The 19,656-nt window shown below is 60.1% G+C and carries 17 protein-coding genes; 6 read left to right on the top strand and 11 right to left on the bottom strand.

Going from position 1 to position 19,656, the window contains the following annotated elements:
• Positions 1-506: 506 nt before the first annotated feature.
• The 9 genes from IFT66_RS22660 to IFT66_RS22620 all read right to left on the bottom strand — a co-directional run bounded on the left by IFT66_RS22660 (position 507) and on the right by IFT66_RS22620 (position 10,308).
• Positions 507-782, bottom strand: a complete 276-nt coding sequence (locus IFT66_RS22660; protein ID WP_192079052.1) for a hypothetical protein — start codon at positions 780-782, stop codon at positions 507-509.
• Entirely contained in the window at positions 779-2,434 is a 1,656-nt protein-coding gene (locus IFT66_RS22655; protein WP_192079051.1) for a glycerol-3-phosphate dehydrogenase/oxidase, read from the bottom strand. The genes IFT66_RS22660 and IFT66_RS22655 overlap by 4 nt, the downstream gene beginning before the upstream one ends.
• Positions 2,427-3,197 (bottom strand): DeoR/GlpR family DNA-binding transcription regulator, encoded by a 771-nt coding sequence (locus IFT66_RS22650; RefSeq protein WP_192079050.1) that lies wholly within the window; start codon positions 3,195-3,197, stop codon positions 2,427-2,429. The genes IFT66_RS22655 and IFT66_RS22650 overlap by 8 nt, the downstream gene beginning before the upstream one ends.
• A complete protein-coding gene (locus IFT66_RS22645) occupies positions 3,194-4,720 on the bottom strand; it encodes an FGGY-family carbohydrate kinase (protein WP_192079049.1) in 1,527 nt (508 codons plus the stop codon). The genes IFT66_RS22650 and IFT66_RS22645 overlap by 4 nt, the downstream gene beginning before the upstream one ends.
• 148 nt (positions 4,721-4,868) lie before the next feature.
• Positions 4,869-5,735: a DeoR/GlpR family DNA-binding transcription regulator gene (locus IFT66_RS22640; RefSeq protein WP_062578335.1), complete on the bottom strand. Its 867-nt coding sequence runs from the start codon at positions 5,733-5,735 to the stop codon at positions 4,869-4,871.
• Positions 5,736-5,982: 247 nt separating this feature from the next.
• Positions 5,983-6,903, bottom strand: a complete 921-nt coding sequence (locus IFT66_RS22635) for a substrate-binding domain-containing protein (protein WP_446737955.1) — start codon at positions 6,901-6,903, stop codon at positions 5,983-5,985.
• A gap of 119 nt (positions 6,904-7,022) precedes the next feature.
• A complete protein-coding gene (locus tag IFT66_RS22630) occupies positions 7,023-8,075 on the bottom strand; it encodes an ABC transporter permease (RefSeq protein ID WP_062578340.1) in 1,053 nt (350 codons plus the stop codon).
• Positions 8,076-8,101: 26 nt separating this feature from the next.
• Positions 8,102-9,640 (bottom strand): sugar ABC transporter ATP-binding protein, encoded by a 1,539-nt coding sequence (locus IFT66_RS22625; RefSeq protein ID WP_192079047.1) that lies wholly within the window; start codon positions 9,638-9,640, stop codon positions 8,102-8,104.
• Entirely contained in the window at positions 9,637-10,308 is a 672-nt protein-coding gene (locus IFT66_RS22620) for a DUF2291 family protein (protein ID WP_062578343.1), read from the bottom strand. The genes IFT66_RS22625 and IFT66_RS22620 overlap by 4 nt, the downstream gene beginning before the upstream one ends.
• 773 nt (positions 10,309-11,081) lie before the next feature.
• On the opposite strand from IFT66_RS22620, the gene IFT66_RS22615 reads away from it, so the two are divergent.
• The 5 genes from IFT66_RS22615 (at position 11,082) to IFT66_RS23990 (ending at position 16,702) form a co-directional block, all read left to right on the top strand.
• Positions 11,082-12,653: an FGGY-family carbohydrate kinase gene (locus tag IFT66_RS22615; protein ID WP_348270990.1), complete on the top strand. Its 1,572-nt coding sequence runs from the start codon at positions 11,082-11,084 to the stop codon at positions 12,651-12,653.
• Entirely contained in the window at positions 12,650-14,167 is a 1,518-nt protein-coding gene (locus tag IFT66_RS22610; RefSeq protein ID WP_062578346.1) for a glycerol-3-phosphate dehydrogenase, read from the top strand. Before IFT66_RS22615 ends, IFT66_RS22610 begins: the two co-directional genes overlap by 4 nt.
• A 15-nt stretch (positions 14,168-14,182) precedes the next feature.
• Positions 14,183-15,115: a sugar phosphate isomerase/epimerase family protein gene (locus IFT66_RS22605; RefSeq protein WP_062578348.1), complete on the top strand. Its 933-nt coding sequence runs from the start codon at positions 14,183-14,185 to the stop codon at positions 15,113-15,115.
• 108 nt (positions 15,116-15,223) lie between these two features.
• Complete coding sequence (locus tag IFT66_RS22600) at positions 15,224-16,174, top strand: sugar-binding transcriptional regulator (protein ID WP_192079046.1); 951 nt, start codon at positions 15,224-15,226, stop codon at positions 16,172-16,174.
• Between the two features lie 165 nt (positions 16,175-16,339).
• Entirely contained in the window at positions 16,340-16,702 is a 363-nt protein-coding gene (locus IFT66_RS23990; protein ID WP_446737954.1) for a triose-phosphate isomerase, read from the top strand.
• Positions 16,703-17,040: 338 nt separating this feature from the next.
• On the opposite strand, the gene IFT66_RS22590 is transcribed toward IFT66_RS23990, so the two are convergent.
• A complete protein-coding gene (locus tag IFT66_RS22590; protein ID WP_192079045.1) occupies positions 17,041-17,475 on the bottom strand; it encodes an RbsD/FucU family protein in 435 nt (144 codons plus the stop codon).
• 522 nt (positions 17,476-17,997) lie between these two features.
• Here IFT66_RS22590 and IFT66_RS22585 point away from each other — a divergent pair.
• The gene (locus IFT66_RS22585; RefSeq protein ID WP_192079044.1) at positions 17,998-18,213 is read left to right on the top strand and encodes a hypothetical protein; all 216 of its coding nucleotides are present in this window, start codon (positions 17,998-18,000) and stop codon (positions 18,211-18,213) included.
• A gap of 15 nt (positions 18,214-18,228) precedes the next feature.
• Here the strand turns inward: IFT66_RS22585 and IFT66_RS22580 are convergent.
• Positions 18,229-19,418 (bottom strand): IS3 family transposase gene (locus IFT66_RS22580; RefSeq protein ID WP_192079043.1). Its coding sequence is split into 2 segments (ribosomal slippage): positions 18,229-19,169 and positions 19,169-19,418, totalling 1,191 coding nucleotides; the frame shifts between segments, so codons are not numbered across the junction.
• Positions 19,419-19,656: the final 238 nt, after the last annotated feature.

Genomic DNA, 19,656 nt, shown 5'->3' with positions numbered 1-19,656 from the left:
GCCCCCCGACCCCGGAGCAAAGACGCACTCCTGTTGCTCGCGACGATCAGGGTTTGCCTTACTTCGAGATCGCGTACGGCAATGACCGGCAACACAAGTGCTTTGGTCCTATCATGGCGCAAAAATGCGCTGATCGCTCTCATTCCGATGCAGCTCAGCGCAATCACGATGCATTGGATGGGCGCGTAAACTGCCAATGACGTCTCCCGGCTCACTATCTCCCGGTCACACGCAATTCTTAGGCCATGTGTCTAGTTGGAGTGTTGGGACATCGGGCAAGGACCAAGCTTTTCGGCGCTATCTCCTCTTAGACACTAGGAAGATGCTTTGGAGGGAAGCCCGATTGATCGCGCGCGGCTTGGTGACCCTGCTCCGGACAGGAGCCTCCATCGAAAATTTAGTCTGCTTTCCCTCGGCGCAGGCTAACAGACTGGAGCTTATCCATATGCAAGTCCCTAAAAACGAACTTCGAAACTCTCGTAGGCTTGCAGTCTAACAGATTGAGTTCATACCAAAATCTGCATCAATCCCATGACCGCGATGGATACAAAAAACGCGGCAATCGGTTCGAGGAAAAAGCGCTTCTGAATACCTAAATAAATACGCGCAGGACGTGTTATTCTGGATATAAGAGAAAGTACTGGGTTTTCGTTGTATTGCCGCCTGACGCGGTTGGAAACAAAACAACCCATCGGTGCCGTCTCGGCACGAAACGTATTCGGCTGGTCTTGAATATACCGGTTTGAGGCAAGTGCGACCGGCGGAGTCGCCGAGCTGCTCAAGCAAACGAAAACCCGTGACGCGCGGCAAGTCTTGCCTTGGTGGCGCGAAGTTCCACCGCAAGACGCTCCGGGTTCCAGTCTTTCTGCGCCGCCATGCGATCTGCCATGGCATCTAGATCGCGTCCGCTGAGGCGGCCGGTGATGGCAAGCGCCGTGCGGCGCAGCACAAGATCGTCCAGATGCGCCACCTGCTCATGGCCCGTAATCCAGGCCAATTCATCAAATGAATAATCCGGTGCATCCGCCAGCATGGTGGGCGTATTCCCTTCGGCTTCCAGAATGGCAAGCGCCGTCGTGCCATAACGCGATAGCAGCGTGTCGGCGCGAGCCTGATCCACGCCGGTCCTTGAGCAGGCCATGTCCAGCCACTTGACCCGCTCGTTCTCGCGCGGAAAACCGCGTCCTCCTCCAATGGCCAAGCTTTGCGTGCTGATGCGGCGCGTCTGCTGAAGCCGGACCAGAACCATGTCGGTCACTTCCTCGGCAAAGCCGCGAAATGTCGTCCACTTGCCGCCGACGAGCGAGACAATCGGCCACGGTCTCTCCCCCTCCGGCTCGATGACCGGTGCCGAATGATCGCGGCTGATCAGGCCGGGGGCCGTGCTATCGGAGGCCGGGAGCGGGCGGATGCCGGCATAGGTATAGACGATCTGGCTGCGGTCGAAGGAAAGACCCGGCAACAGGCCGCTGAGGCTCTGCAGCAGGTAATCGATCTCGGCATCGCTGCAGGTGACCTGATCCGGGTCGTCGTCGCGAATATCTGTCGAGCCGACCAGCGCCTTGCCGAGATAATCGAACACGAGGCAGATGCGCCCATCATCCGCCTCGAAATAGATCATCCGCCCGCCGAGCGTTTCGATGAGATCCGGATGATCGAGAAGAATGTGGGACCCCTTGGTGCCGCCGATCAGGCGGGAGGTTACACCCAGATCTTCATTGACCCGGTCGATCCAGGGGCCGGCGGCATTGATGACGAGGCGTGGGCGAATACGCTGCTCATTCCCGTCCTCATCGACGAGGACCACGGCCTGCCCATCCGTGCCACCGATCCGCGTATAATTTAGGGCACGTGACGAAGGACTTGCCCGCAGGCCATCCTCGACGAGTTCCAGCACCAGCCGTTCCGGATGACTGATCTTGGCGTCGTAGTAGAGGCCGGCCGCCACAATGCGCGGCGTGAGCGCCGGAATGGTGGCGAGTGCCCGCGCCTTGCTCCACAGCGAATGGCGCGGCATCATGCGATGACGCGAGCCATAGAAATCGTAAAGCGCGAGACCGATCTTCATCAGCACCGCGCCACGGCTTCGCGGCGCCGTTGTAGAGCCGAAGAGCGTGCGAAGTGCTGCCGGAATTCCTTTGAACCAGGAGAAGATGGGGATCACCGTCGGCAGGCGGCTGACGCAATGCGGCGCGTTCTTGAGGAGAAGATTGCGCTCCAGAGTCGACTGCGCGACAAGGCGAAACTCGCCCGTCTCAAGATATTTGATTCCGCCATGGATGAGGCGCGAAGGGGCCGCCGAGGTGCCGGAACCGAAATCGGCTTTGTCGGAGATGACGCAGGTCAGCCCCTGCTCGCAGAGATCGCGAAACACCCCGGCTCCATTGATGCCAGCGCCAAGGATCAGAACGTCCACGTCTTCAATATCAGTCATTTTCCGTCACCAGCTTGAGGCTAACACCGGCCGCCCGTAGGGCATCGGCTGTTTTTACGGAAAGGCGATCATCGACGTAAACCACGTCGAACTCTTTGAGATCGGCAAAAAGGTGCAGCGCCACCCGGTCGAATTTCTCCGAATCCACCAGCAGAACCTTGCGCACGGCGGAAGCCATCATCGCCTGCTTGACGCGCACGACGAGCGGATCCTGGATCATAGCAGAGGTGCCGCTGATCGCCGACGCCGAGCATATCAAGAGATTGACGCGCAGGCGCGACAAGGCGCTTTCGCAGAGATGGCCGATAAAGGCGTGATAGGTCGGGTGATATTCGCCACCGAGACAAAGCAGCTTCACCTCATCAACCCCGCTCAGCCGTTCCGAAAGATCAAGGCTGTTGGTGACGACGGTGAGCGGCCTCACCTCCGTGATATGCGGCGCGAGCGCGTTGACGGTGGTGGAATCATCGATGAGGATCACGCTCCCCGGCTCGATCTCGCCAACCGCAGCCCTGGCCAGCGCCGCCTTGGCGGCAAGCGAGCGGGTCTTGCGGAAGCTGAACAGGCTCTCATAGACGCCTGACGGCTGGGCGCTGACGGCACCATGCAGCTTGCGCAACACGCCCTGCCTTGCCAAGTCCTCCACGTGCCGATGGATTGTCATGCGCGAGACGCCGAATTCGGTCACGAGATCGTCGATACGGGCTTCGCCGCGTTCAATCACAAAAGCGGCGATGGCCTCGCGGCGGGTATCAGCGGTCATTCCGCGCCCTCCGATCCGAAGGCTTCGATACGGGGCCAGAGCGGCGCAAGCGCCTTCGCCAGATCGCTATGCAGGCCATACCGCTCGTCGAGCGCCTTTTGCCGTACAAGGTCGGGATGGTAGTCGTGGCCGATGGAGGCCAGATCGCGCGGATCATCCGTCGGGGAGGAAAAAAGCCCGATACCGGAGCCAGCACAGAGTGCGGCTCCCCAGGCTGCGGCCTCTTCGGTGTCCGTGACGGTCACCGTCATCCCAAGCACATCGGCAAACAACTGCGCAAAAAGCGGATTGCGGGAGATGCCGCCCGTCAGCTTTGCCGTCTTCATCTCAAAACCCTGGCGCAGGTCGCCCACATGAACCCGATGGTTGAAGGCAATACCCTCGATCACCGCCCGCAGCATGTCGGCCCGGCCGTGCCAACCGCGCAGGCCGAGGAATCCGGCGCTGGCCGTCGATCCATGCGGAGAGCCGAACAGGTAGGGGTGAAACAGCACCGTCGAGGGACGCTCGATTGCTTCACCGATTTCGCGGCCGAGACGCTCATGGATGGAAGCACCCTCAACCTCTGCCGCCTTCTGGTCGGATTTACACAGGCGGTCGAGGAACCAGTCATAGTTTGCCGCAGACGCCGGCGAAATCGCCATATTGTTCCACTCGCCGAACCTCAACCCGTTTCGGCAGAACCAGCGGGCATCGACCACGGGGCGCGTCGAGACAGTCTCGTTGATGGAATAGGTGCCGGCCACCACTGCCACCTGACCCACGCCATAACCGCCGATGCCGAGCGACGAGGCCGTGACATCATGTAGGCCGGCGACAACAGGCGTTCCGGCGACAAGCCCGGTCAAAGCCGCTGCCTGCGGTGTCACGCCACCGATCACCGCATCCGGCAGCGCCACCTCCGGCAGAGCGCCGGAAAGCGCGCCGAGGCCGTAGAGCTCGAGGATGTCAGGCGCGTAGGCCTGCGACGCTACTTCGGTGAAGGAAGTGCTGGCTTCCGTCAGGTCCGTGCCGATTGTGCCGGTCAGGCAGTAACGCAGCCAGTCCTTGCAGGCAAACGCCGTTCCGATGGCACCAAACCGCTCAGGTTCATGCTCTCGGATATGGGCCAGAAGTGATGCCGGCGCGGATGCATGCGGGCGCTGGCCGCTCAAGGCCAGCGCCGCCTCTGCCGTGCCATCGCCATCCCAGTGGGCAACGATGTCGCCGCCGCGGCTGTCGAGAGACAGGATGCCGTGGCCGAGCGGATTGCCGTCGCGGTCCAGAAGGTAGAGCCCGTCGCCATGAGCGGTTGCGGCCACCGCTGCGATCTCGGATGCCGGCCGGCCGCTTTCGGCAATCGCGTCCGAAATGGCCTCGGCGGTTGCCGCCCAGAGGCCTGCCATATCGCGCTCGACATGGCGGGCTTTTGTCATGATCTGGGGAATACGTCGCCGCGCCACCGACAGGACGGCACCCGTCTCATCGAAGACAACCGCCTTGGTGACGGTGAGGCCATTGTCGATCCCAAGCAGACAGGGCATCGGAAGCTCCGAAAAAATGCATCGCGTGGTCGAAGATCCGCTTGTCTGGCCGGCGCAATGCGTGAGATGTCAGGCGCCCGGCCCGCACGGGCAGACGGCCCGCTTCGTTAGAACGAGCACTCTACTGTTAACTTCACAGGATGTACTGTTACAAATCACTCTTTGTATCATCCGCATTGCCGTTTGGTGCGGCAACGACGAGATTGATGCCTCGCGCGCGCAGCCGCTCGATGGTGCGCGGAGGCGTGGCGCTGTCGACGATGACCACGTCGAATTCATCCAGCGATCCCATGGCATGCAGCGCGCGCCGCTCGAATTTGGTATGGTCGACCAGCAGGATGCGGCGCGAGGCGCATTCGAACATGGCCCGCTTGATGTCCACCATATCCGGAGACTGGTGAAACAGCATGTCTTCACTGATGGCGGATACGGAGAGAAACACCTGATCGGGGCGCAGGCGGCGGATCTCGTTGGTGGTCACGGGTCCCATGAAGGCATTGCACCAGTTCTGGAACTGCCCGCCAAGACAGAGCAGCGTCAGGTCGCTCACCTCACGCAGGGCATTGATCATCGTGATGGAATTGGTAATCGCCGTGAGCGGCACGCGCGCTGAAAGATGCGGCACCATTTGCAAAACGGTCGTGGAATCATCAAAGAAGATCGCCTGCCCCGGCTGGATAAACTCGGCAGCAGCAGCAGCAATGGCGCGCTTTTCGGATGCCTGCCGCGTGGATCGATAGACGTCACTGGATTCGATGAGGCTTGTCGGTGCCGCTGAGACAATGCCGCGTGTCTTGCGGAGCAGGCCGCGGCTCACCAACTCATCGAGATCGCGGTGAGCGGTCATCAGACTGATGCCAAACCGCTCGGTCAGATCCTCGATGCGCATCGTGCCCTCAGCCATCACGGCCTCGGCCACCAGCTGCCTTCGAGCGATCTGGCGGGCTTGGCGGCTATCGCTGGAAATCTCCTCTCCCATCAGGCGCTCGAGAGGACGTTCCTGTTGGTCGCGCATGCTTATTGCCCACATCTCCCGGAGAACCGCGCGAACTGGTGAACGCACATCTCCATGGCTCCGGTCTGTCGCACCGCTGCTCGCTCACAGGGAACATCCGCACGCCATACGCGCCTCTGGTGCAATCGACATCTAGCACGTCTTCAGCGGGGCGCCACCGGTTGGAATGATCTTCCCCGCAAAGAAGAGCTGAAATCGCAAGAGGTCGGGGCCGCAGCGAGTGCGGCCCCGGATAGATCGTATCCGGTTACTGCGAGAGCGTGAACGGGCCGGTATACTCGTCGACGTTGTCTTTGGTGATCAGCAGGCAATCGAAGAGCTGCTTTTCGGTGGCAGCGCCGGTCTTGCCCGTCTTGATGAAGGAATCGGCCTGCTTCACGGCTTCGGCCGAGAAGACGGCAACCGGCTGGAGCACCGTATACTGCATCTCGCCGGACTTGATGGCGGCAACCGCATCCGGCGAACCGTCGAAGCCGCCGACCTTGACCTTGTCGAGCTTGCCGGCTTCCTTCAGCGCTGCAATCGCACCCAGCGCCATTTCGTCATTGCCGGCGATAACGCCGTTGATGTTCGGGTTGGCCTGAAGCAGGGACTGCATCTTCTGGTAGCCCTGGGTGCGATCCCAGTTGGCCACTTCCCTGCCGACCTTCTTCATGTCCGGATACTGGGTAATGACGGTTTCGTAGCCGTTAGAGCGGGTCGCGGCATTGTTGTCTGCGGGGTTGCCGAACAGCTCCACATAGGTGCCCTTTTCGCCGACCATCGAGATCCAGGTTTCGGCACCAAGCGCTGCCCCTTGCGCGTTGTTGGAAACGAGCTGCGCCTTGGCAAGACCTTCCTGGTTGATCTCGGCATTGACGAGAATGACCGGGATACCCGCGGCAACAGCCTTCTTCACCGCGCCGACCGAACCATCGGCATTGGCTGGATCGAGGATGATGGCGGCCGACTTGTTGGTGATCGCCGTATCGATGAGGGTCGATTCGGTGTTGGTGTCGCCCTTGTGGGCGGCGACATTCGCCTTGTAGCCAAGGCCTTCCGCCGTCTTCTTGGCAACTTCACCTTCGGTGCGCCAGTAGGGGTTGGCCGGATCCGTGACGATGATCGAGATCAGGCCGTCTGCCATGGCAGCTGTCGTCATGAGGCCTGTCGCGACGGCGGCAAGCATGAATTTCTGAAAGGATTTCAACATTTTCTACTCCCATTGGAATGTTGCAGTCTTCGCCTCTTCAGGCATCCTTTCCGCGGTACCCTCCCAACAGGCCTTTGCGGACAAGTTCTTGGACGTCAGCCCTTGCGTGCGCCGGAGCCGTACTGAATTGTGTTCATGAGGACGGCCAGCACGATAACCGAGCCGGTGAAAACGGTCTGCCAGTAGGACGAGACGCCGATGATGACCAGGCCATCGGAAAGGAAACCGATGACGAAAGCGCCAAGCATCGTGCCGCGTACCGTGCCGCGACCACCGGTCAGTGCCGCACCGCCGACAACCACAGCGGCAATTGCCGTCAGTTCATAGGTGCTGCCGGCCGTCGGGCCAGCAGATGTCAGCTGTGATGACAGCACCAGCCCGGCAATGGCCGAAAGGATACCGGAGAGCGTATAGACGGTGATCTTGACGCGTTTGACCGGCACGCCGGAGAGATCTGCCGCCCGCTCGTTGCCACCAGATGCATACAGCCAGCGGCCAAAAGCCGAGCGGGCAAGCATCAGGCCGGCCAAGAGGGCGATCACGGTCAGAACGATGACGGAGATGGGGACGCCAGCCAGACGGTTGAAGCCAAGCCAGTCGAAGCCGGTATTGCCAAGTTCGGGACGGCCCGACAGGTTGTTGTAGGTGAGGCCATTGGTCTGCAACAGCGCGATACCGCGGGCAACATACATGACGCCGAGCGTTGCAACGAAGGCCGGCACGCGGAACCAGGCGACCAGGATGCCGTTGATGGCGCCAACAAAAGCGCCGAACAGGCAGGTCAGCACCACTACCGCCCAGACCGGCGGGTAAAGGATGACGCCGAAGGCCGAAAGCTCGACGCCCTGCATCATGGCGCCGGCAACGACCCCGCAGAGTGCAAGGATCGAGCCGACCGACAGGTCAATGCCGCCGTTTAGGATCACTAGCAGCATGCCGATGGCAAGGATACCGTAAATGGCGACATGCGAAGCCATGATGAGAAAATTGGCAACGGTGAAATAGTTCGGCGACAGGTAGGAAAACACGGCAATGATGAGGATCAGGGCGAAGAAGGCGCGCCCCTCCAAAAGGAGTTGGCCAATGCTCATGCCGCCAGCTTTGTCGACTTTGGCAGTTTCGGCTTTCGGTGCGATGGCTTGGTTCATGGTCTAGAATTCCCCAATTGACGGCATCAGGCAGCCACAGACTCGCCGGAGGCAGCCATGATCTTTTCCTTGGTGACGCTCGAATCGAACTCGGCCGAGATGCGACCCTTGTGCATGACGATGATGCGATGTGCGACCGACAGGCACTCGCTGACTTCCGACGTGGAAAATACCACCGCCAGACCGGTGCGCGCGCGCTCTGCCAGAAGCTTAAACACTTCTGCCTTGGCGCCGATATCGATGCCGCGCGATGGCTCGTCGAGCAGGAGCACGGTCGGATCGGTCGCCAGCATCTTGCCGATGACCACCTTCTGCTGGTTGCCCCCCGAAAGAGAGCCGATGGGGGCGCCACCGCCAGACGTCTTCACGGTTACCTTACGGATGGTATCGGCAATCAGCGACTGCTCGATCCGCCGGCTGGTAAAGAGGCCGCGGGTGAAATTCATGATCGATGCGAGCGACATGTTTTCACCGACGCTCATGGTCTGCACCAGGCCATCGCGCTGGCGGTCTTCCGGCACGAGCGCTAGACCACAGGCAATGCGATCGGCAATCGACAGCGACGAGATTTCCTCGCCCTCCAGAAAGATACTGCCGGATTTCGGCTTGAGGCGGCCGGCCAGCGTTTCCAGCAACTCGGTGCGCCCTGCCCCCATCAGCCCGTAGATGCAGACGATTTCGCCGGCCTTCACATCGAGCGACAAGCGGTCCACTAGGTTGAAGCCGGCATTGGGATCGGCAACCGTCAGATCGACCACTGAAAGCGCCGTTTCCCCAAAATCATAACCTGACGGCGGGGATCCCAGATCATAATGTTCGCCCACCATGTTGCGCACGATCCATTCCAGATCGATCTCGGCGCGCGGCGCATAAGCGGTCATGGTACCATCGCGCAGCACGACGGCGTGATCGGTGATTTCCAGCGCTTCTTCGAGATGGTGCGAGATATAAACGATCGATACGCCCTTGGCTGTGAGATCCCGAATAACCTTGAACAGCACCTCGACTTCGGCCGCCGAAAGCGCCGAGGTTGGCTCGTCCATGATCAGGATGCGGCTGTCGATTGAAAGCGCGCGGGCGATTTCCACGATCTGCTGCTGGCCGAGACGCAGGTCTTCTACGGGCGTCAGCGGGTCGATGTCTTCTTCCAACTCTTCGAGCAGAAGCCGCACCTGACGCTCTTCCTCGGCAAAATCTACGCCCGTGGCGCCCTGGATCTCGCGGCCCATGAACACGTTGTCGCGCACCGAAAGATTGGGTGCCAGGCTGAGTTCTTGGTGGATGATCGAGATGCCGTGGTCACGCGCCTCGGTCGACGAGGTAAAGTTCACCCCCTCGCCATCCAGCACGATTTCACCCGATGTCGGCTGAACGACGCCAGACAGGATCTTCATCAGCGTCGACTTGCCGGCACCATTTTCGCCGAACAGCGTGGTGACCTGGCCATAACGGATATCGAAATTCACGCCCTTGAGAGCATGGATGTTGCCATACGACTTGGCGATGTTGCGCGCCGACAGCACGACATCGCCGCGGCGGGGGTCTTTCGTCTCTGGCTCGCTCATTTCACATCCACCTTCACCGGCGTGATCAACCAGTTTTTCGGGTTGACGAGGCGAAAGGCGCCGACGACTTCGACCGTCTTGCCCGTCAGCGCCGACGTATCGATCGGATCGAGCACCGAAGCCTTCATGGCGCGGTTGATGGCCGAACCGGCGTCCTGGTATTCGATCTGGTTCTTGAACGACCCGAAGGCGATATCGCCCGGCGCATCGCGCAGATCTGTGCCGTTGATGGCGGGCCCGGTCTGCATGCGCAGCTTGATATCGGCCGGCATTCCGGCGACAGCCACCTCATAGATGCCGGACTTGCCTTCGCCCACGACACCGGAAAATTCGACCATCATCACCGTACCGGTCGTAGACGCGGTGCCGTATTTCTTGCCGGCAGCTGCCTTGTCGGCAAGCACTTCCGGCGCGATCGCCACGGCGTCGGCAGCCTTTTCCACCACCACCGACTGAACACGCGGAAATTCCTTTGTGCCGAACGTATCGGGCGAAAACGCCTGCTGGCGAACATCGGCTTCCGACCCGACATGGACAACCGTCGTGTCGAGCGCGATGGCAGACAGAACAAGCAGGCCGGCACCCACAAGGACGACACCCGTGCGCTTCGACGATTGCTTGGCTTTACGCGCACGCAATGCGGCGACTGAAGATTGGAGGGTGCTCATGAGCCGGCCTCGCCTTTCGCCCGATGTTGAAAGAGTATGGAAAGAAGCAGGAAGGCAGCCCGAAGCCGGGCCTTCCTGATCGGCGGCAAACGCGTGCAGCGCGCGGCGTAAAGCAGCATGGCCTCCTCCCATTCTTGATAGCCGCAGCGCCTCCTCCAGGCCCCACGATCGCTTCATCCCTCTACGCTATATTCACGTTATATAGGCCGTCAAGTATGTTATGTTGAAGACAGGTCCTTTTTGAGAGATCGCTCACGCAGAGGTGAGATCTTGCACGGGATCGACGGCACATTCGCCAGATCCGAAGGCCTTCCAGGCGCGCCGGCCGCCGATTGTGCAAGCCGCCCGACGCTCTTTGAGGGCAGAGCACTCTTGCGGACCGACACAACGCACTTGCAGCAATGTCTTGAACTTAAACAAAAATCCGCAAACCACGATGCGACCACGCTAAAGTCTGCCGGTGGCCGAGGCGAGCGTACCAGCGCAAAAGACTGTCGGATGTAGCGAGACAGCGCCGGCCGCACGCAAGCAACGAAAAAACCCTATAGCTTTCTAACATAACTGAAAAAAACTTCCGCGTCTGCAAAAAAAATCATGTTCCTTGTTATCATTGTGATATGTATTATCAACGTGCGAGCGATCCGGGGCGCGGGGTGAGGAATGCCTTCGACAGGACGCAACGGTATCGCGCGGAGGAGGATGAAACTGCATGAAGACTATCTCCAAAGCGCCTTTGTGCGTCCCTGTCCATGCGACGATCCGCGGTATGCGCCATGCGTGATGTGATCATCGGCATTGATGCCGGCACCTCGGTTATCAAGGCGGTGGCCTTCGATCTGGCAGGCCGGCAGATCTCGTCCTCCAGCGTGCCCAACAGCTACCTGTCCGGTTCCGATGGATCCGCGACGCAGCCGCTCGACAGAACCTGGGCCGATTGCACGCGGGCGCTACGGGGTCTTGGCGAGCAGATCACCGATCTTTCCCGTCGGACGGCAGCGGTTGCCGTGACTGCTCAGGGCGACGGTACATGGCTTGTCGACCGCGATAACCGGCCCGTTGGCGATGCCTGGCTGTGGCTCGACGCCCGCGCGGCCCCGACCGTTGATGTGCTTGCCGCAAAGACTGAGAACCGGGCGCGTTTCGAACTGACGGGTACAGGGCTAAACACCTGCCAGCAGGGTGCGCAAATGGCGCATATGGACCGGTTTTTTCCAGAACTTCTCGATTCTGCCGACGTTGCCCTCCATTGCAAGGACTGGCTTTATCTCAACCTCACAGACGTGCGCGCCACCGATCCGTCGGAAGCAAATTTTACCTTCGGGAATTTCCGCACGCGCGGTTATGAGGACCAGGTTTTTGACGCGCTGGGTCTTGGCCACCGCCGCCATCTGCTGCCTGAAATCATCGAGGGCACGCAGACCCTCAATCCGCTGACAGCGACGGCGGCAAAACAGACGGGTTTGCTGGAGGGCACGCCCGTCTGCCTCGGTTACGTGGACATGGTGATGACGGCGCTGGGTGCCGGCGTTTATGGTGGTACCGGCGATACCGCCTGCTCCATCGTCGGCTCGACCGGCGTCCACATGCGGGCAACCAATATCGCCGGCGTACATCTCAACGCCGAAGGCACCGGATATGTCATGGCGCTCCCCGTACCGAATACGGTCGTGCAGGCCCAAACCAATATGGCCGCCACCCTCAATCTCGACTGGGTCTTAAGCCTTGGCACAGACCTGCTGCGCGAGATGGGACAGGAGATCACACCACGCGACCTGATGGGCCGTATCGAGGGCTGGCTTGAAAAATCCACTCCCGGCCAGATCGCCTACCATCCCTATATTTCCGAAGCTGGCGAGCGTGGGCCTTTCGTTAACGCGCAGGCCCGTGCCGGTTTCATCGGCCTTTCGGCCAGTCATCGTTACCCGGATCTGGTGCGCGCCGTGGTTGAAGGTCTCGGCATGGCGATGCGCGATTGTTATGCGGCGATGGGCGGCCTTCCCTCGGAACTACGCCTCAGCGGCGGCGCGGCGCGCTCGCGCGGTCTGCGCGCGGTTCTCTCAGCTGCGATCAACGCGCCGGTCCGCGTCTCCGACCGTGAAGAGGCAGGCGCTGCGGGTGCCGCAATGATGGCAGCCGTTGCCATCGGCGCCTATCCCGACATGAACGCCTGCGTTGGCGAATGGGTGACGCCGCTGCTTGCTGCACCGGAGACCCCGAACGCAGAACTTGCCGCCACCTATGATCGGCTGTTTCCCGCTTTCCAATCCGCGCGTCACGCGCTTGTTCCCGCCTGGACGAGGCTGGCGGCGGCCCGCGATGCGACACTTCAGAGGAAAAAGACATGAGCACGCAAACACAGATGATCGATCTGTTCGTCATTGGCGGCGGCATCAATGGTGCCGGGATGGCGCGCGACGCTGCCGGCCGCGGCCTCAAAGTGGTCTTGTGCGAGAAGGACGATCTGGCCGAAGGCACGTCCTCGCGCTCCGGCAAGCTGGTGCATGGCGGTTTGCGTTATCTCGAATACTACGAATTCCGTCTGGTGCGCGAGGCGCTGATCGAACGCGAGGTGCTGCTGAAGGCCGCCCCGCACATCATCTGGCCGATGCGGTTCGTTCTGCCGCATAGCCCGCAGGATCGCCCCGCCTGGCTGGTACGGCTCGGCCTCTTTCTCTACGATCACCTCGGCGGCCGCAAGAAACTGCCGGGTACCCGTACGCTGGATCTCACCCGCGATCCCGAAGGCGCACCGATCCTCGACGACTACACCAAGGGGTTTGAATACTCCGACTGCTGGGTGGACGATGCGCGCCTGGTCGTACTGAACGCAGTGGATGCAGCAGAAAAGGGCTGCGAGGTTCTGACCCGCACAGCCGCCGTCACCGCACGGCGCGAAGACAGCGCCTGGTCCATTACCACGAAGAATGTTCTGACCGGCGAAACTCGCCAATTCCGCGCCCGCTGCATTGCCAATTGCGCCGGCCCGTGGGTATCGGACATTATCGGCCGGGTGGCCGGCTCCAACTCGGCGCGCAATGTGCGCCTCGTCAAGGGCAGCCATATCATCGTGCCCAAATGGTGGGCAGGGCCGCAGGCCTATCTGGTGCAGAACCACGACAAGCGGGTGATCTTCATCAACCCTTACGAGGGAGACAAGGCTCTGATCGGCACCACCGATATTGCCTATGAAGGCCGTGCCGAAGAGGTGAGTGCCGACGAGCGGGAGATCGAGTATCTCCTGTCTGCCGTGAACCGGTATTTCAAGGAAAAGCTCCGGCGCCAGGATGTGCTGCACACGTTTTCCGGCGTGCGGCCCCTGTTTGACGATGGGAAGGGCAATCCGTCGGCCGTCACGCGCGACTATGTCTTTGATCTCGACGAAACGGGCGGCGCGCCGCTCCTCAATGTGTTCGGCGGCAAGATCACCACGTTCCGCGAGCTTGCCGAGCGCGGGATGCAGAAGCTGACCCAGGTCTTTCCCACAATGGGGGGCAACTGGACGGAAGCGGCGCCGCTTCCTGGCGGCGACATGCCCAATGCTGACTACGAGAGTTTTGCCAATACCTTACGTGATCTTTATCCATGGATGCCGCGTGCGCTTCTGCAGCATTACGGCCGCCTTTACGGCACGCGCACGCGCCAGATTGCCGGCACGGCAGATAGTCTTGCAGATCTAGGCCGGCATTTCGGTGGCCAGCTTTACGAGGCGGAGGTGCGCTACCTCGTGAAAAGCGAATGGGCACGCACAGCCAAGGACGTGCTCTACCGCCGCACGAAACATTACCTGCACTTGACTGAGGCAGAACAGGCTGCCTTTACCGCCTGGTTTGACGAAGCAAATCTCGCCAGTGCCGCCTGAGACCGGAGACCGCCCATGCCGCTGACGCTTTCCCTCAACACCAACCCGCTGGTGAACCGTTTTGCCGAGCCGGCCGATCTCATCGAAACGGTGGCGCGCGACCTGAAAGTCCGCGACCTGCAGCTGACCCATGAGTTCATCAACCCGAGCTGGCCGGCGCCCGTCATCCGCCGCCTGACGCGGGAGATGGGCACTGCCCTTAACCGCACCGGCGTTCGCGTGACCAGCGGCATGACCGGACCCTATGGCCGCCTCAACCATTTCGGCCATCCGGATGCCGATGTGCGGCGCTATTATATCGACTGGTTCAAGACCTTTGCCGATATCACCGCCGATCTCGGCGGCACCTCCGTCGGCACGCAGTTTGCGATCTTCACCTATAAGGATTTCGATGATCCGGCCCGTCGCGAAGAGCTGATCAAGATCGCCATCGACTGCTGGGCCGAGGTGGCGGAACATGCCAAGGGTGCCGGCCTCTCCTTCCTGTTCTGGGAACCGATGAGCGTCGGGCGCGAATTCGGCGAAACGATCGCAGGCTGTCTTCACCTTCAGGATCGGCTGACATCAGCGAATATGGCGATCCCGATGTGGATGATGGCCGATATCGACCACGGCGATGTCACCTCCGCCAATCCGGACGATTTCGACCCTTATGCCTGGGCCCGCGCCGTGCCAAAAGTGTCGCCGATCATCCACATCAAGCAGAGCCTGATGGACAAGGGCGGTCACCGGCCGTTCATCGCCGAATTCAACGCCAAGGGCCGCATCCATCCCGAGCCGCTGCTCGAAGCCTTTGCGCAAGGCGGCGCGGAGAACAACGAGATCTGCCTAGAACTGTCCTTCAAGGAGCGCGATCCGAACGACCGTCAGGTGATTTCCCAGATCGCCGAAAGCATTGCCTTCTGGGCACCCCATATCGAGAGCGGCATCAAGGACCTGCATATCTGATCCGATCTCATCAGACAGCGGCTCTTGCAGGAAACGGCGCAGAGGGCGAATTGCAGGAGATCCTTGTCTTGACTAGCCTGACGACAGACAGCAGCAGAAGGAAGAGCAATGGCCCGCCGCAGTGACAGCGATCCCGAAGAAAGCCTGGCGATCCGCGCGGCCTGGCTGCATTACGCTGGCGGACTGACGCAGGCTGCGGTGGCAAAACGGCTCGGCGTGCCCTCTGTTAAGGCGCATCGACTCATTGCACGCGCGGTGGCCGACGGTGCCGTCAAGGTCTCGATCGATGGCGCCATCGTCGAATGCGCCGAACTGGAAGCTCAGCTTTGCGATCGCTATGGGCTCGCTACCTGCGAGGTGGCGCCGGATCTGGGAGAGGACGGCCTGCCGCTTCGCGCGCTCGGCCTTGCCGGCTCCAGCTTCCTGCGCCGCACGATCGAGGGTGGCGATTACAAAGTCATCGGCCTTGGCCATGGCCGCACACTGGCTGCTGCGGTGCGCCAAATGCCGCGCTTTGAAGCGACCGGCGTGTGCTTCGTATCACTGCTTGGTGGGCTCACCCGCAATTACGCCGCAAATCCGCATGACGTGATGTATAATCTGGCGGAGAAGACCGGGTCGCAATCCTATGTGATGCCAGTACCCTTTTTTGCCAACTCTGCAGAAGATCGCGAAATCCTGCTGGCCCAGCGCGGCGTGCGGGAAATCTTTGACATGTCGAACGGTGCCGGCCTCAAATTCGTCGGCATCGGAACGGCAGACGCCAGCGCACAGCTTGTTGCCTCCGGTATGATCGAACGGCGGGAAATCACGGAAATCGCCGCCGTCGGCGCTGTCGGGGAAATGCTCGGCCACTTCTTCGATGGAGATGGCCGCGTCCTCGAAACGACGCTCAGTGCCCGCACGCTCTCGGTCGATCTCGAAACGCCTGAACAGACCCGCATCGTAGCAATCGCGGGCGGGTTGCAAAAGCTTGCCTCGATCCGAGCCGTACTGCGCAGCCGCCGCCTCAAAGGCCTGATCACCGACGAACCGACCGCCCGCGCGCTGGTGAGCTGACAAGAGGATTTACAGGCACATCTGACGATTGCAGCCGAACAACTGGAATAAAAACAGCCAAAGCCACGTGCGCGGATTGGCATCAGTTGGAAGATGAACAAGGCAATGGCAAAGGCGAAACCTTTGTCGAGGGCCGATAGCCGCTGACGCGATGCGTGATCCCCCATTCAGCGTTTCGTCATTTCGCCTTTCAACTCCATGCGCGAGGCGACGGCCTCGCACGCGGAGACCTCCGGGAAGATTGGAGCGGAGAACATTGCACTGGGCCAACGAGCGGCCTGGACCGGCGAGTTCTCAACCCCAATGTTGAAGGAGTGCAACCTCCACATCGTGGAACTGGATTATTCCGGACGGCGCGCGCCTGCGGGTTTCCCAAAAGTATACCGGCATTGTATCCATCCGGTGCGCGGCGGCGTTGCGCGTCACGGCATTTCCAGTGGGCAGGAATCAGTTATTGTTGACCGTGGTTCCGACCAACATACTGCTTTTGCGGAATATGTCGGAGGGGTCTTGCCGACGCTGCGGTAGGCGTTGCAATCTTCGCCTCCCCTTCAACGGCTGGCTTCAGCCGAATCTTCCGCGCTGCTCGTTTGGGCGGTCGCAACTCTTAGGCTTTGGCAATTTTATAGGCGCCGTGTTGGACGTCGGCGTAGCCGCGGCCTGGCTGGGGGAGAGGGCATCAACACGCGAACCGCTGGCGTGACCGATGATGTGGCAAGCGCTCTTTCCTCTATATTACTAGGCGAGATCGCGATCAGTAGCCACTTCACGTTGCATTGCTGAGTCATGCTCGCAGGTTCGATCCTGCGCTCGATGGGCGGCCTGACCACATGAAAAGGCTGGTGAATTGAACCGCTGGATGCAAATTAGACAGATCGGATGACGCCTTTTGTGAAAATGAAACATCCAAATGGTCGATCGTCCGTAGTCGCGACAACAGCAAATGCACCAGCCGCCACATCGTAGAATCTCGTCCTCTCAACGGGCTGGAAGCCAACCTCCCGTTGCTCTATTTCGTTTACTATTTTTTCGACATCGTCATGAACCGACGTGCCGTAGCCGAGGTCGCCGTCAGGGACCATTTTCACAACGGGCTTTTCGAGGAAATCGTCGACCGGCATCAGCTTCAATATATCGGTGATGATTGAAACGAGAGGGACCCCTACAATCGGCAAGACGCGTTGATGACGGGAATATGCTGGATAATTGGCATCCACCACTACGAGACAATCACCATGCCCCATTGCTGCGAGTGCCCAAAGAACGTCTGGACTCAGATGCTTCGGGATATTTTTCAACATTGTCATACTATTCCAGTCATCCCTGTAGAGTTGCTTCGATCACGTCGTGGTCGAGATTGTCCAGGGAAGAGACTGGCAAAAAATCGAGTCAGTGGCAATGAAATCTACCTCTCGTCTACAGATATGGCATCTTTTGCGAACGTCAGCCAGGGACCGAAACAGGATGCTGGGAGCGTTGGCCGGAGCACTTTCCGTATCTCCGACATTACCAAAACTACGAGGGTTCAGTCCAATCGGTTGGCCGCCTTTCACGCCAAACACACAGAGCGCCGGCCGCGCCTTGCCATCCTAGACGCTCAGCACGATGAACTCGAAGCACGCGTGAGAAGGTGGTCTCGGCTCGCCTGCATCGACGTGCTGGCGGACGATTATCTGTAACAAATTGCCGGACTGAAGTAGCAGTCCAATCCCGAATGTCGAGGTTGCCATTCGCGTCCTGATCCAGACGGTGGTAATTTGCGAACACCCGGCGATAAGCCATCATCCCCGTAGGTGCATAGTTCAATAGCCGCGGTCAAGACCATGCTGTCAACCCGAGAGAGCGGTGCCGAAGAGACCTGGATATCGATAACCCGCCAGCTCGTGCAAAAGGTGGTCATCGCGCCATCGTCGGGTGGCAAGACGGCGGAACTGACCATTCACGGTCGCCTCGCCGCGATTATGGCCGCCCAGGAAGCCTGGCGTGAGGTCTCCTGTGACCTGCGGCATCAACAATCTTCGGAGTTCGCCCGCATATGACCTTGCCCCCAAATTTTATCCAGTTTTGAGTTCGCTCCGGCGGTTTGTGGTTGCTGTATTTTGTGCGGTAGCGGCGTGTTGCGGTGCGGAGCCATTCCGGCTGCGCAGCACCGCATCACGTCGCGGGTTGATGGTCTGAGCGAACTCGGCCGGTGTCAGCCAGCCGAGGCCGGAATGTGGTCGATGATCGTTGTAGTCATTGCACCAGGTTGAGAGCACTGATCGGGCATGGCTCAGTGACGAGAAGAGCGTCTCGTTCAGGAGCTCATCCCGCAGTCGGCCATTGAAGCTTTCGATGAAGGCGTTCTGGATTGGCTTACCCGGCGCGATGTAGTGCCATCCCACCTTGACCTGATCCGTCCATTGCAGGATCGCGTTGCTGGTGAACTCACTGCCATTGTCGCTGACGATCATCTTCGGCTTGCCACGCTTCTCGATGATCTGATCCAACTCTCGAGCAACCCGAAGGCCCGAGAGGGATGTATCGGCGACGAGGCCCAGGCATTCTCTGGTGCAATCATCGACGATCGTCAGCACCCGGAACCTGCGCCCATCGGTGAGTTGATCCGACACGAAGTCCAGCGACCAGCGATCATTGGCCGTCATCGGGACCAGCATCGGTGCTCGCGTGCCGATCGCGCGCTTGCGGCCGCCGCGCTTGCGCACGGTCAGCTTCTCCTCCCGATACAGCCGGAAGAGTTTCTTGTGGTTCACACGGTGTCCCTCGCGTTTGAGCAGCACATGGATGCGTCGGTAACCGAAGCGGCGGCGTTCATGCGCCAGTGCCTTCATCCGCTCGCGAAGACTATCATCGCCGCTGCGCCTGGTTTTGTAACGGATTGTCATTCGGCAAAAGCCCATGGCTTTACACGCCCGCCGTTCGCTCATCTCGTGGTGACCCATCAAATGCGCGACAGCTTTCCGCCTGGCTGCGGGCGTCACCACTTCTTTCCCAAAAGGTCTTTCAAAGCTGCATTGTCGAGAATCGCGCCCGCCAGGAGCCGCTTCAGCTTCGCGTTCTCGTCTTCAAGCGTCTTCAGCCGCTTGGCTTCGGATACGTCCATGCCGCCGAATTTGGCCTTCCATTTATAGATGCTGGCATCGCTGACGCCGTGCTTGCGGCAAAGCTCCGAGACCGGCGTGCCGGCCTCGTGCTCCTTCAATATCCCGATAATCTGCTCATCTGTGAAACGGTTGCGCTTCATTCTCTGGTCCTCTCAATGGGCCAGAGCTTACTTCAAAATGGATTATCTCAACGGGGCAAGGTCACATACGTTCTGCTGGAGAGTTCAAGTCACTTGCCGACAAGACAAAATTCCTGCACCGCTGCGAAGCCTTGCTGGCCGAGCGTGAGCAGCAATAGCTGCTGTTACAAGTTACAGTGGTTGCGGGGGCAGGATTTGAACCTGCGGCCTTCAGGTTATGAGCCTGACGAGCTACCGG

Source organism: Rhizobium sp. CFBP 13726 (assembly GCF_014841925.1).
Taxonomy (GTDB): domain Bacteria; phylum Pseudomonadota; class Alphaproteobacteria; order Rhizobiales; family Rhizobiaceae; genus Neorhizobium; species Neorhizobium soli.
This window is presented reverse-complemented; position numbering and strand designations above follow the sequence as displayed.